A 12,736-nucleotide genomic window follows, 5' to 3' on the forward strand; every position below is an offset into this window, starting at 1 on the left:
CCGGGCAGCCGATCAAGCGGTCACTGACCGCCTACGATCACTGACCGCAACGACACCCCTTGGACTCATTCATCTAGTCCTCGAAGAGCGCCTGCTGCTCGCCCTCCTTGGCCTTGCGCAGCCGCTTGGTGCGGGCGCCGATCACCAGCGCCGTGGCCGCCGCCGTCACTCCGAAGGCCGCCGGGAGCATCCAGTTGCGGTCCAGGACGTGGCCGAGGGCGTGGTCCAGGGAGAGGCGGCCCGCGCCGGTGATGGCGAGACCGGCCGCGGTCAGGCCGAGGGTCGCGGCGTACTCGTAGCCGCCCTCCTGGGCGAAGAAGCCGTTCGGGGTGTGCACGGCCGCCGCGCCCGCCATCGCCCCGGCCGCCGCCGCGCCCGCCGCGGGGGTGGCCAGACCGAGCGCCAGCAGCGCGCCGCCGCCCGTCTCCGCCAGGCCCGCGGCGGTCGCGCTCGCCTTGCCCGGTGAGTAGCCGACGGTCTCCATGAACTGGCCGGTGCCCTCGATGCCGTGCCCGCCGAACCAGCCGAACAGCTTCTGCGTGCCATGGGCCATCAGCACGCCGCCCGCCGCCAGCCGCAGCAGCAACAGGCCCACATCGCGCCGGCCGGGGCCGGAGTCGTCTCGTCGCTCGCAAAAGATCACAGTCGCTCTCCCGGAGGCAGGCGGCCGGCGCACGGCGGCCGGAGCGGTCGCTTCGCCGCGACCACCGTCGCATCACCGCCCCGGTGCGGCCCGTCGCCGGACGCCGTTCGGGTGGCTCCCGGTGGCGGGTCCGGACGGACGGTACGACGCTGCCGGACATGACCATTCAGACCACCCGCCTGAGCAACCCGGCCGTCCGCGCCTTCGTCACCGCCGTCAACAACCACGACCGCGAGGGCTTCATGGCGCTGCTCGCGCCCGGGGCCACCATGGCCGACGACGGCACCGAGCGGGACCTCGCCGACTGGGTCGACCGCGAGATCTTCTCCTCCAACGGCCATATGGACGTCGAACGCGAGTCCGGCAACGGCCGCACGCTGCTCGCCAACTACCGCAACGACACCTGGGGCGAGATGCGCACCCGGTGGTCCTTCGAGGTGACCGACGACGGCCGGATCTCCCGCTTCGAGACCGGCCAGGCCTGACACGGCAGCCGTTCCACGCCCCGGTGCGTACCCGCGGTCCCGCGCGGGTCCACCCCCACCCGATGGCGTGGAACGGCTGCCGCCTCCCCCCTGGACATGGCCTGTGCGGGTCTCCGGCGAAGCCCCATTCTCCAAGTGTGAAGCTTTTGTGGAGAGAAGTTGAGCATACGGCCTTCACCGGGGGCAATGGTGCGGTAACAACTATTCCGCTTGTGCAGAAAGCGCGTGCGGAACGAGCGGTGCCCTGAGAGCGCCGGGCGGCCGGGAGCCCTCAGCCCCGCCCCACGTACGGCATCGTCGTCGCCAGCACCGTCGCGAACTGCACATTCGCCTCCAGCGGCAGCTCCGCCATGTGCCGCACGGTGCGGGCCACATCGGCGACGTCCATCACCGGCTCCGGGACCACCTGCCCGTTGGCCTGCAGCACGCCCGACGCCATCGCCTTCGTCATGTCCGTCGCCGCGTTGCCGATGTCGATCTGGCCCACCGCGATCCGGTACGGCCGCCCGTCCAGCGACAGCGACTTGGTCAGGCCGGTCAGCGCGTGCTTGGTGGCGGTGTAGGCGACCGAGTGCGGGCGCGGCGCGTGCGCCGAGATCGAGCCGTTGTTGATGATCCGGCCGCCCTGCGGGCGCTGCTCCTTCATCTGCCGGTAGGCCGCCTGGGCGCACAGGAACGCGCCGTTGAGGTTGGTGTCCACCACGTGCCGCCAGGCGTCGTAGGACAGGTCCTCCACCGGCACCCCGCCAGGACCGAACGTCCCCGCGTTGTTGAACAGCAGGTCCACCCGTCCGAAGCGCTCCACCGTGGCCGCGAACAGGGCGGCCACGTCGTCCGGTTGCGAGACATCGGTGCGGACGGCGAGCGCGGTGCCCTCCGGGACGAGGGCGGCCGTCTCCTGAAGCGCCTCGCCGCGGCGGCCCGCCAGAGCCACCGACCACCCCGCCCGCAGCAGTTCCACGGACACCGCCCGGCCGATCCCGGAACCCGCGCCGGTCACCACGGCGATCCGCCGCTCCTCGGTCGTGCCACCCGTCATCACGCCCGCCTCTCCTCGCTGCCTCTCACTCCGCTTCCCGCACCGGCTCCGCCGCCGGTTCGCAAGCTGTTCATGACCTCGCAGCGTACGTGCGCGGTCACCGCAGGCCGCTCAAGCCGGCGTGGCCACCGGCCCCTGAGCCTCCTGAGCCCCCTGAGCCTTTTCCGCGGGCTGCTCGCCCGGGTAGCAGGCGTCCGCATCACCGCGAGCGTGCCGTCCAGCGGCACCAGCGGCGACTCGGCCACGTACACCACGTCGACGTCCTCGTCCCGCGCCAGCGCCCCAGTCGCCGTAGGCCCGCCCGATGCCGAACCGCCCGGCGAACGCCCGCGCCGAGTCCTGCGAACGCGAGGCGACCGCCACGACCTCCGCGTCGGGAAGATCGACGAGATCCGCCGTGAACGTCGCGGCCATCCTCCCGGTCGCGAGGATCCCCCAGCGCACCTTCCGCCCTGCCGTCCGTCCCACCCCTGCTGTGTCATCGGCCACGCGTACGAGCTGAGAGCATAGGGACCGGACGATTCGGAGAGGGAGGGGCCACATGCCCGAGGGCGGGGCGTCCACGACCGGCCCGGCAGGGAGACCGGCGGGAGCGGGCGGGGGAGGAGGACCGGGGGCCGCGGCGCGCCGCACCGGACTGTTCGTCACGCTCGTCCTCGGCGGGCTGACCGCCACGCCCCGCTGGCGATGGACATGTACCTCCCGGCGCTCCCGGAGGTCACCCGGTCCCTGCACGCGCCCGCCGCCACCGTCCAGCTCACCCTCACCGCCTGCCTGGCCGGCATGGCGCTCGGGCAGCTGGTCGTCGGCCCGATGAGCGACCGCTGGGGGCGCCGCCGCCCGCTGCTCGCCGGCCTCGCGGTGTACGTCGTCGCCACCGCCCTGTGCGCCGTCGCGCCGACGGTGGAGCTGCTGACGGTCCTCCGGCTGGCGCAGGGACTCGCGGGCGCGGCCGGCATCGTCATCGCCCGCGCCGTGGTCCGCGACCTGTACGACGGCGTGGCCATGGCCCGCTTCTTCTCCACCCTGATGCTGATCTCCGGCATGGCCCCGATCGTGGCGCCGCTGATCGGCGGGCAGATCCTGCGGGTGACCGACTGGCGGGGCGTGTTCGTGGTCCTCGCCGCGGTCGGGGCGCTGCTCGGCCTCGTCGTGTGGGCGAGGCTCCCGGAGACGCTGGCGCCCGGCGACCGGCACGCCGGCGGGGTGGGGGAGGCGCTCGGCGCGATGCGCCGGCTGCTCGCCGACCGCACCTTCACCGGCTATCTGCTCGGCGGCGGCTTCGCCTTCGCCGCCCTCTTCGCCTACGTCGCGGCGTCCCCCTTCGTCGTCCAGGAGATCCACGGCGCCTCCCCGCAGACCTTCAGCCTGCTGTTCGGGCTGAACGCGGTCGGCCTGGTGACCGTGGGCCAGATCAACGGCAGGATCCTGGTCGGCCGGGTCCGCCTGGACCGGGTGCTGGCCGCCGGCCTCACCGTCGTCGTCCTCGCCGCCACGGCGCTGCTGCTGATCTCGCTCGGCGGGTTCGGCAGGACGGGGCTGGTCCCGGTGGCCGCCGCGCTGTTCGTGCTGATGTCCGCGATGGGCATCACCCTGCCCAACACCCAGGCGCTCGCCCTGATGCGGGTGCGGCACGGCGCGGGCTCCGCCTCCGCGCTGCTCGGCACCTCGTCCTTCCTGATCGGCGCGATCGCCTCGCCGCTGGTGGGGATCGCCGGCGAGGACACCGCCGTGCCGATGGCCGTGGTGCAGCTCGGCGCCGCGCTGGCGGCGACCGCCTGCTTCCTGGGCCTGTGCCGCCCCTGGCGCACCCGGCAGGAGGAGACGGGGCACGATGGAGGGCATGACGGCGCGCATGACGGCGTGCGCGAGGAGACCGTGAGGGCAGAACGCTGAGCGCTCCGAGACTGCGCCACGGCTCACCGGAACGGGCCGGGCTCGACCCCGCAGGACTGCGCCGCCTCGCCGGCCACGTACGCGTGCTCACCAGCGGGGACGACCCCTGGGCGGCGGGCGTCGTGGTGGTCGCCGGACGCGGACCGGTGATCGCCCTGGAGGAGGCGGCGGGCTGGGCCGTGCGTTACGCCGCCTGGGACGAGCGCACCGGCACGGCGGTGGAACTCCCGCCGGCCGAGCGCGTCCCGGCCACCGCGGACACCCCGTTCGACCTGGCCTCCGTGACCAAGCTGTTCACCTCGGTCGCCGCCGTGCAGCAGCTCGAACGGGGCACCCTCGGCATCGACGCCCGTGTCGGCGCCTACCTGCCGGACTTCACCGGCGCCGGCCGGCCCGGCATCACCGTGCGGCAGCTGCTCACCCACACCTCCGGGCTCCGCCCCGAACTGCCGCTGTACGACTGCGCCGACGACGCCGAGCGGCTGGCCATGCTGCGCGCGGAGGAACCCGTGGCGGCCCGCGGCACGTACTGCTACTCCGACCTGAACATGCTGCTGCTCCAGCACGTGCTGCAGCGCATCACCGGCCGCACCCTGGACACCCTGATCCACGACGGGATCACCCGCCCCCTCGGCATGACGTCGACCGGCTTCGGCCACTGCCCCGGCGCGGCGGCCACCGAGGACCAGCGCAAGCCGTGGGCCAAGGCCGACCGGGGCATGCTGCGGGGCGAGGTGCACGACGAGAACGCCTGGGCGCTGGGCGGAGTCGCGGGCCACGCCGGGCTGTTCTCCACGGCCCGGGACCTCGCGGTCTTCTGCCGCGCCCTGCTGGCCGGCGGCTCCTACGGCCCCGCCCGCATCCTCGGCCCCGACTTCACGGACCTGCTGTTCACCCCGCCCGGCCTGGGCTTCGCCATGGACCAGCCCTGGTTCATGGGCGAACTCGCCGGCCACGGGGCCGCGGGCCACTGCGGCTTCACCGGAACGTGCCTGATCCTGGACCGCGCCACGGACACCTTCCTCGTCCTGCTGGCCAACACGGTCCACCCCCGCCGCCGCCCCGCGGACAACGCCCCCAGGGCCACCGCGGCGACGGCCCTCGCCAGGGCGGTCCTCCCGGGCCGGGGGAAAGGACCACAGGGGGAGGTCTCCTAGAATCTCCGGGTGAACGCCGCCGACGACCTCCGCTCCGCCCTGGCCGGCCTGCTGGACGGGCTTCCGCCGCGCCAGGCCGCCCAGGCCGTCGAGCGGCTGATCTCCGCCTACCGCGGCGCCACCCCCACCCACGCCCCGATCCTGCGCGACCGCGCCGATGCCGCGGCCTACGCGGCCTACCGGATGCCCGCCACCTTCGAGGCGGTGCACCAGGCGCTGACGGCGTTCGCCGAGGCCGTGCCGGACTGGACGCCGGGCAGCCACACCGACCTCGGCTGCGGCACCCTCGCCTCCGCCTGGGCGGTCACCGCCACCTGGCCCGGCGAACGCCCCGTCACCGTGCTCGACTGGGCCGAACCCGCCCTCGCCCTCGGCCGTGAGCTGGCCGGCGCCAACCCCGCCCTGGGCAGGGCCGAGTGGCGGCGCAGCCGCATCGGCCCGGCGCTCACCCTCGAGCCCGTGGACCTGGTCACCGTCTCCTACGTCCTCAACGAGCTGACCGCCCCCGACCGCGCCGCCCTCGTCGACACCGCCGCCGAGGCCGCCGGGGCCGTCGTGATCGTCGAGCCCGGCACCCCCGACGGCTACGCCCGCGTCATCGAGGCCCGCGACCGGCTGATCGCCGCCGGCTTCCGCATCGCCGCCCCCTGCCCGCACAGCGCCGCCTGCCCCATCGCGCCCGGCACCGACTGGTGCCACTTCTCGGCCAGGGTCAGCCGCTCCTCGCTGCACCGCCAGATCAAGGGCGGCTCGCTCGCGTACGAGGACGAGAAGTTCAGCTACGTCGCCGCCACCCGGCACCCAGCCGAACCGGCCGCCGCCCGGGTCGTCCGCAAGCCGCAGATCCGCAAGGGCCAGGTCCTGCTCGACCTGTGCGAGACCGAGCCGGCCCTGCGCCGCGCCACGATCACCAAGCGCCACGGCGACCTGTACCGCGCGGCCCGGGACACCGACTGGGGCGACCCGTGGCCCCCGGCCGGACACCCACCGCCCGGCGACCACGCGTAGCCCACGCAGCGACCGCCCCGGCGACCACTCGGCGACCACCACTCAGCGACCACTCAGCGACGACTCAGCGACGACTCAGCGACGACTCAGTGACCGCTCACTCCCGCACCTCCTGATCCGTGTCCGTCCGCCCGGCCCGCTGGGCGCGTTCCGCGCGCTGCTGCTGCAGCCTGCGCAGCAGTTCCCGCTTCTGGGCCTGCGGGTCGAGCCCGCCCCCGATGCGGCCGCCGCGCTCTCCTCCGCGCAGTGCCTTGCGTCCGAGGTGCTGCCGCGTGCCCCCGACCCCCAGCAGATTTCCGGCTCCGCCACGCGTCATGGCGTTCTCCCTTCCGCCCGGACTTCCCGGACACTCCGCGGTAACGCAACGAGACGGTTCGTCTCGTTCGCTGTCCCTGTCACTGTCCAGCGAGACGCTCCGTCTTGTCAACCTGATAAATTCGGCTGCATGGCCAGCAAGCAGTCCACGCCCGACGTCTCACGCCGCAGCGAGCGCTCCCGCCGCGCGATCTTCGACGCCGCCCTCGCCCTCGTCGCGGAGGTCGGCTATCCGAAGACCACCGTCGAGGGCATCGCCGCCCGTGCCGGCGTGGGGAAGCAGACCATCTACCGCTGGTGGCCGTCGAAGGCCGACGTACTGCTGGAGGCCTTCCTGGACCTGAGCGAGCAGGCCGCCGAGGCCGCCGGGCAGGTGCCGTACGCGATCCCGGACACCGGCGATCTCGCCGCCGACCTCAAGTACGTCCTGCGGGCCACGGTGGACGAGCTGCAGGACCCCGCCTTCGCCGCACCCTCCCGCGCCCTGGCCGCCGAGGGCGTGGTCAACGAGGAGCTGGGCCGCCGCTTCGTGGCCAAGCTGCTGCTGCCGCAGCTGGAGCTCTACGCCGACCGCCTGCGCTCCGCCCAGCGGGCCGGGCAGGTCCGCGCCGACGTCGATCCGCGCATCGCCCTGGAGCTGTTCGTCTCCCCGCTCGCCCAGCGCTGGCTGCAGCACACCGGCCCCATCAGCCACGAGTACACCGACACCCTCGTCGACTACGCCCTGAACGGTCTGGCCCCCCGCTGAGGAACCGGAACGGTCCGGCCCCCGCTGAGGAATGATCCCCCCTCGTCCCACCTGGGCGGATTGTGGGCTCCGGGCCCCCGATGCGCACGATGGTGGGACCATAGGGCATGCTGGACCGCACGACGGCGAGGGGACAGAGGCGAGGGGATAGATGAGCGCGGACTTCCATGGCCGGACCGGCCGGCAGGGCAAACTCTCCCGGTGGCTGCGAGGACGCCGCCCGAAGCAGGCCGCCGACGACGGCGGCCGTGAGGCCCTGCTGCTCGCCGCCGCCGCCGTGGGTCTGCCGCTCGCACCCGCCGCCCACCCCGTCGGATACCGCTGCTCCTGCGACCGCGTGGGCTGTCCCACCCCGGCCCGGCACCCGGTGTCCTTCGCCTGGCAGACGCAGTCGACCACCGACCGCGCCCAGATCGAACGCTGGGCCCGCCATCAGCCGCAGGCCAACTTCATCACCGCGACCGGCATGGTGCACGACGTCCTCGACGTGCCCCACGTGGCCGGTCGCGAGGCTTTGGAGCACCTGTTCGCCGCCGGGGTCGAGGCCGGCCCGGTCGCCGAGAGCGACGACGGGCGGATGTTCTTCTTCACCCTCACCCGGGGCACCCCCGAGGACGAGGACGAGTGGTGGCCCTGCGAGCTGGACTGCCACCCGGAGACCATGGACGAGCATCCGGGCCTGCGCTGGCACTGCCGGGGCTCCTACGTCCTGGTCCCCCCGGCCCGCCTCCCCGGCGACGACGGCCCCTCGGTCCGCTGGATCCGCGGCCCGGAGCACAAGCTGCCGGACCCGCTGACCATCCTGGAATTCCTCACCGACTCCTGCGCCCGGCACGCCGAGGCCGTCCCCGACTCCGCGGGCACGACCTGGCCCCTGCGCCACCACTGACGGCACCCGGCACCCCGGGCGCGCCCCCGCCGACGCTCACCGGCCGACCTGCCCGCAGGCCGACGGGCGAGAGCTGACCTGTGCCCGAGCGACGTGCCCCCGAGGCGCCCTACTCGCCCTTCGCGGACACCAGCCCCTGGATGCGCCCCAGGACCTCCACCTCGCCGTCCCCCGCCGGGTCCAGCGCGACCTCGTTCGAGATGAACTGCATCGTCAGCGACTGCCGTATCTCCCCGGTGGTCAGCGCCAGCACGTCCTTGTTGGGCGTGGGCACCGTCGCCCCCGCGGCGGCCGTCTGCTTCTCGAAGTGCCGCGTGGTGAAGAACACCAGCGCGCCCCCGTCCTCGGTGCGCAGCGCCAGCGGCCGGTAGTCGCCGTTCGTCACCGGCTCGTCGACGTACTGGGTGGCCAGCCCCGGCCGCTCCGACCTCTTCTTCCGCAGTGCCCGCCAGGCACTGGTGTGCGGCCCCACCGCGAACGCGTCCCCGCCGTCCTTCAGGTACGTGGCGTACTTCTGGCTCAGCTCGCCCGGCGCCACCGTCACATCGGTGGCGTTCGCCGGCACCGCCTCCGCCCAGCCGTCCTTGTCCGTCTTGAACCGCGGTATCTCGTCCGGGTCGACCAGCGTCAGATAGGCGACCTGCCACGGCTCGTCCAGGGAGTCGCGGGTGAACACCAGCAGCCAGCGGGCCTCGCCGCCCTTGTTCCCGGCCGCGTCGGCGAGGAACCAGCGGGGCCAGCCGGCCTTCTTCGGGATGGTGAACTTCGCGTCGCTCAGCCTCAGCGGGGTGTGCGAGGGATTGCCCTCGGGGTTGTTGGCCTTCCCCGCGGTCAGCCGCGCCTTGTCGATGTCGCCGAGCGGCCCGGTGGTGTACTTGGCGTCCAGGGAACTGTCGTACGCCTCATCCGCCTTGTTGTACGCGGTGGTGAACTGCTGGAGCGCCTTCGCGGCTTCGCCGCGGGTGGTCGCCGGAAGCACCTCGCGTTCGCCGTGCACCACCACACAACCGCTGGTGGCCACCGACAAGGCGGCCACCAGCAGCACGCACTTCTCAAGCCTGCGGTGCCTGCGGAGCCTTCGAAGGCCGAGATCCCTGCTCATCCGGTTCCTTCACCTTCCCCTTCCCGGAGGCGAACCCTACCGGGGCGAGGAAAAGGGCGAGCGTCGGGATCAGGTAGAGCAGCCACACCGTGACCTGGAGCACGGTCGGGTCGGGCTGGAAGTTGAACACGCCCTTCAGCAGCGTGCCGTACCAGCTGTCCGGCGGGACGGCGCCGCTGATGTCGAAGGCACGGTTCGTCAGGCCGGGCAGCAGGTCGGCCTCCTGCAGGTCGTGGAAGCCGTAGGCCAGGACGCCCGCCGCCACGACGACCAGCATGGCGCCGGTCCAGGTGAAGAACCGGGCCAGGTTGATCCTCAGCGCCCCCCGGTAGAACAGCCAGCCCAGCAGCACCGCCGTGGCCAGACCCAGCGCCACGCCGATCAGCGGGCGCGGGCTGCCGTCCCCGGCCGCGTGCACCGACGCCCACACGAACAGCGCCGTCTCCAGGCCCTCCCGGCCCACCGCGAGGAACGCGGTGGCGACCAGCGCACCCGTGCCCATCGCCAGCGCGGCCTCCAGCTTGCCGTGCAGCTCCGCCTTCAGATGGCGGGCGGTGCGCCGCATCCAGAACACCATCCACGTCACCAGGCACACCGCGAGGACCGACAGCGAACCGCCGAGCGCCTCCTGCGCCTCGAACGTCAGCTCCTGCGAGCCGAACTCCAGCACGCAGCCGAAGCCGAGGGCCAGGGCGACCGCCACGCCGATGCCCGCCCACACCGGCCGCAGCGCCTCCCGCCGGTCCGTCTTGACCAGGTAGGCGATCAGGATGCAGACGACGAGGCTGGCCTCCAGGCCCTCGCGCAGACCGATCAGATAGTTGGAGAACACCTCTCATGCCTCCTCGGAGAACAGCGACCGGCCCCACCAGTCGTCCTTGTCCCGCACCCCGGGCGGAATCGCGAACACCGCCGAACCGACGTGCTGGATGTACTCGTTGAGCGCGTCGGCCACCAGGCTGCGCTGGATCGGGATGAAACCGGTGCGCGGGTCGCGCTGGTAGGCGAGGAAGAACAGGCCCGCGTCCAGGCGGCCCAGCCCGTCGGTGCCGTCGGTGAAGGAGTAGCCGCGGCGCAGGATCGTCGCCCCGTTGTTGCTGTCCGGGTGGGCGAGCCGGACGTGCGCGTCGGGCTTCATCGCCTTCAGGAACGGCTCGTCGTGCTCCTTGGCCTTGCCGACCGGCGCGCCCTCGCGCTTGTCCCGGCCGAAGATGTCCTCCTGCTCCTGCAGGGAGGTCCGGTCCCAGGTCTCGATGTGCATCCGGATGCGCCGGGCCACCAGATAGGACCCGCCGGTCATCCAGGCGGGGCCGTCCTTCTCGCCGACCCAGACGAACTTCCTCAGCCGGTCGGTCTCGTGGCCGGCGATATTGCGGGTGCCGTCCTTGAAGCCGAACAGATTGCGCGGGGTCTGCGCCTCGGGCGTCGTGGACGAGGTCTTGCCGAAGCCGAGCTGGGACCAGCGCACCACGACCTTGCCGAACCCGATGCGGGCGAGGTTGCGGATCGCGTGCACGGCGACCTGCGGGTCGTCCGCACAGGCCTGCACGCACAGATCCCCGCCGCTGCGGTTCGGGTCGAGGTTGTCCCCGGGGAACTTCGGCAGGTCCACCAGCGCGTCGGGACGCCGGTCCGCGAGGCCGAACCGGCCGAACAGCGACGGACCGAAGCCGATCGTCAGCGTCAGCCGGGACGGCTTGAGCCCCAGGGCCTCCCCGGTGTCGTCCGGCGGCGCCTCGGGCAGACCCCCGTACGCCCCTTCACCGACCGCCCGGCCCGCCGTCATCCGGCGTGCCGCCTCGGTCCATTCCTTCAGCAGCGCGATCAGCTCGGCGCGGTCCTCGGTCTTCACGTCGAACGCGGCGAAGTGCAGCCGGTCCTGCACCGGCGTGGCGATGCCCGCCTGGTGCGGGCCGTGGAACTCCACCGCCTCGCCGGAGACGGCGGCCGGCACCTCGTCGGCGGTGCGCGCCATCGCCACCGCTCCGCCGGCCGCTGCGGCGCCCAGCGCCAGTCCGGCACCGCCCCAGCTGAGCAGCGCCCGCCGTGAGGGCGCAGGCGCCCTGCGTTCCGTGTCGCTCACGAGGTCCTCCCTCCGCCCGTCGCTGCCCGTCTCGTCCGTCTGGCTCATCTCGCCTCTCGCGCCGGTCACTCGACCACGGCCGCGGCGAGCCGGGACAGGGGCTCGGCCAGGGCGTTCACCGCGTCCGAGAGTTCCTTCCGCTCGGCCTTGCCGACCTTGTCGTAGGGGGTGAAGTCGTACGAGTCCTTGCCCGGCCGGTACTTGTCCAGCAGCGCGTTCAGCGCCGCGAACTGCTTGTCGAGCTCCTTCACCAGCCGGGCGTCGTTCTCCTGCGCGACCGGCTTCAGCAGCGCGTACGACTTCTCCGCGCCCTCGACGTTGGCCTTGAAGTCGACCAGGTCGGTGTGCGAGTAGCGCTCCTCCTCGCCGGTGACCTTGCCGGTGGCGACCTCGTCGAGGAGCTCCTTGGCGCCGTTGGCCATGGACGTCGGGGTGATCTCCGCCCTGCCGACCCGCTTCTGCCAGTCCTTCAGGTCCTTGATGAGCAGACCGGCGAGCTCCTTCTCCTTCTCGCCGATCTTCCCGTCCTGCCACAGCGCCTTCTCCAGGCGGTGCCAGCCGGTCCAGTCGGTGGCCGGGTCCTGGCCGTCCTCCAGACCGTCCTCGCGGACGTCGACCTTCGGGTCGATGTCGCCGAAGGACTCGGCGACCGGCTCGGTGCGCTCCCAGCCGATCCGGGACGGGGCGTAGGCCTTCTTCGCGGCCTCCAGGTCGCCGTCCTGGACCGCCTTGGCGAACTCCTCCGCCTTCGGCAGGGTCTCGTCCGCCTGGGTCTGGACGTACTCGCGGTAGGCGGCCACCGCCTTGTCCAGGCGCGGGTCGCGGCGCACCGCCTTGCCGCCGGTGGCCTTGACGGCCTGGCGGATGCCCTTGCCGCGCATGCCCGGCTTGCAGGCGATCTGGTAGTCGCCGGCCTTCACCTCGGCGGTGACGCGCTGCTTGGTGCCGGGGCCGATGTTCTCCCGCTCGGTGACCACCCGGTCGTCCGGGAAGAGGAGGTAGACCTCGGTGACCTTCGACCCCTTGTTCTCGATGGCGAGCTCGACGTGCCCGGCCGGGAACTCCTTCTCGGACACCTCGCACTTGTCGTCGGTGGCCGTCACCTCGACGACTCCCTCGCCGTCGCCGCCGGCGCCCTTCTCGGTGCATCCGGTGACGGCGGCGAGGGCTGCCACGGTGGCTGCGGCGGTGACGACGGAGAGTCTGGCGGGGCGCATACGGGCTCCTGGACGTGGCCGGATAGTGGTGTGACGTACCCCACTTAAGGAAGGTGAGGCTCACCTAACATATCGAGGGAATTCCCGGTTGATACCCGGGCGTTCTGTGATCCCTCTCTCATGGGCGGTGTATGGACACGATCCGATCACGGTG

12 protein-coding genes and 2 pseudogenes are annotated in these 12,736 nt (G+C 72.8%); 6 read left to right on the forward strand and 8 right to left on the reverse strand.

Features of this window, described 5'->3' with window-relative positions:
• Positions 1–73: 73 nt before the first annotated feature.
• On the reverse strand, positions 74–643 hold the full coding sequence (locus tag ABD198_RS12335) for a DoxX family protein (protein ID WP_344000325.1): 570 nt from the start codon (positions 641–643) through the stop codon (positions 74–76).
• 158 nt (positions 644–801) lie between these two features.
• Here ABD198_RS12335 and ABD198_RS12340 point away from each other — a divergent pair, with 158 nt between their 5' ends.
• Positions 802–1,128, forward strand: a complete 327-nt coding sequence (locus ABD198_RS12340; RefSeq protein WP_344000327.1) for a nuclear transport factor 2 family protein — start codon at positions 802–804, stop codon at positions 1,126–1,128.
• 271 nt (positions 1,129–1,399) lie between these two features.
• On the opposite strand, the gene ABD198_RS12345 is transcribed toward ABD198_RS12340, so the two are convergent.
• Positions 1,400–2,167, reverse strand: coding sequence for an SDR family oxidoreductase (locus tag ABD198_RS12345; RefSeq protein WP_344000329.1), 768 nt, complete (start codon positions 2,165–2,167; stop codon positions 1,400–1,402).
• A 239-nt stretch (positions 2,168–2,406) separates the two neighbouring features.
• Positions 2,407–2,581: pseudogene (locus ABD198_RS12350) on the reverse strand (Gfo/Idh/MocA family oxidoreductase); the annotation flags it as partial.
• A gap of 127 nt (positions 2,582–2,708) precedes the next feature.
• On the opposite strand from ABD198_RS12350, the pseudogene ABD198_RS12355 reads away from it, so the two are divergent.
• The 3 genes and pseudogenes from ABD198_RS12355 (at position 2,709) to ABD198_RS12365 (ending at position 6,228) form a co-directional block, all read left to right on the forward strand.
• Positions 2,709–4,063, forward strand: a pseudogene (locus ABD198_RS12355) (multidrug effflux MFS transporter).
• Entirely contained in the window at positions 4,060–5,220 is a 1,161-nt protein-coding gene (locus ABD198_RS12360) for a serine hydrolase domain-containing protein (RefSeq protein ID WP_425580470.1), read from the forward strand. Before ABD198_RS12355 ends, ABD198_RS12360 begins: the two are co-directional and overlap by 4 nt.
• A 9-nt stretch (positions 5,221–5,229) precedes the next feature.
• Positions 5,230–6,228 (forward strand): small ribosomal subunit Rsm22 family protein, encoded by a 999-nt coding sequence (locus tag ABD198_RS12365; protein ID WP_344000331.1) that lies wholly within the window; start codon positions 5,230–5,232, stop codon positions 6,226–6,228.
• Positions 6,229–6,325: 97 nt separating this feature from the next.
• On the opposite strand, the gene ABD198_RS12370 is transcribed toward ABD198_RS12365, so the two are convergent.
• Positions 6,326–6,544 (reverse strand): DUF6243 family protein, encoded by a 219-nt coding sequence (locus ABD198_RS12370; RefSeq protein WP_344000333.1) that lies wholly within the window; start codon positions 6,542–6,544, stop codon positions 6,326–6,328.
• A 129-nt stretch (positions 6,545–6,673) separates the two neighbouring features.
• On the opposite strand from ABD198_RS12370, the gene ABD198_RS12375 reads away from it, so the two are divergent.
• Together ABD198_RS12375 and ABD198_RS12380 are read left to right on the forward strand one after the other, a co-directional pair.
• Complete coding sequence (locus ABD198_RS12375; protein WP_344000335.1) at positions 6,674–7,291, forward strand: TetR/AcrR family transcriptional regulator; 618 nt, start codon at positions 6,674–6,676, stop codon at positions 7,289–7,291.
• Between the two features lie 151 nt (positions 7,292–7,442).
• Complete coding sequence (locus ABD198_RS12380; RefSeq protein ID WP_344000337.1) at positions 7,443–8,180, forward strand: bifunctional DNA primase/polymerase; 738 nt, start codon at positions 7,443–7,445, stop codon at positions 8,178–8,180.
• Between the two features lie 109 nt (positions 8,181–8,289).
• Here ABD198_RS12380 and ABD198_RS12385 read toward each other — a convergent pair whose 3' ends face one another.
• From ABD198_RS12385 to efeO, 4 genes are read right to left on the reverse strand one after another with little or no spacing between them, the layout of a single operon-like run.
• On the reverse strand, positions 8,290–9,282 hold the full coding sequence (locus ABD198_RS12385) for an SCO2278 family lipoprotein (RefSeq protein WP_344000338.1): 993 nt from the start codon (positions 9,280–9,282) through the stop codon (positions 8,290–8,292).
• Positions 9,233–10,114: an iron uptake transporter permease EfeU gene (efeU, locus tag ABD198_RS12390; RefSeq protein ID WP_344000340.1), complete on the reverse strand. Its 882-nt coding sequence runs from the start codon at positions 10,112–10,114 to the stop codon at positions 9,233–9,235. The genes ABD198_RS12385 and efeU overlap by 50 nt, the downstream gene beginning before the upstream one ends.
• Before the next feature lie 3 nt (positions 10,115–10,117).
• Positions 10,118–11,413 carry an iron uptake transporter deferrochelatase/peroxidase subunit gene (efeB, locus tag ABD198_RS12395; RefSeq protein WP_425580468.1) on the reverse strand — a complete coding sequence of 432 codons (1,296 nt, stop codon included), beginning with the start codon at positions 11,411–11,413 and terminating at the stop codon, positions 10,118–10,120.
• 17 nt (positions 11,414–11,430) lie between these two features.
• The gene (gene efeO, locus ABD198_RS12400) at positions 11,431–12,582 is read right to left on the reverse strand and encodes an iron uptake system protein EfeO (protein ID WP_344000346.1); all 1,152 of its coding nucleotides are present in this window, start codon (positions 12,580–12,582) and stop codon (positions 11,431–11,433) included.
• Between the last annotated feature and the right edge of the window lie 154 nt (positions 12,583–12,736).

Source organism: Streptomyces thermocarboxydovorans (assembly GCF_039524635.1).
In the GTDB taxonomy this organism is placed as follows: Bacteria; Actinomycetota; Actinomycetes; order Streptomycetales; family Streptomycetaceae; genus Streptomyces; species Streptomyces thermocarboxydovorans.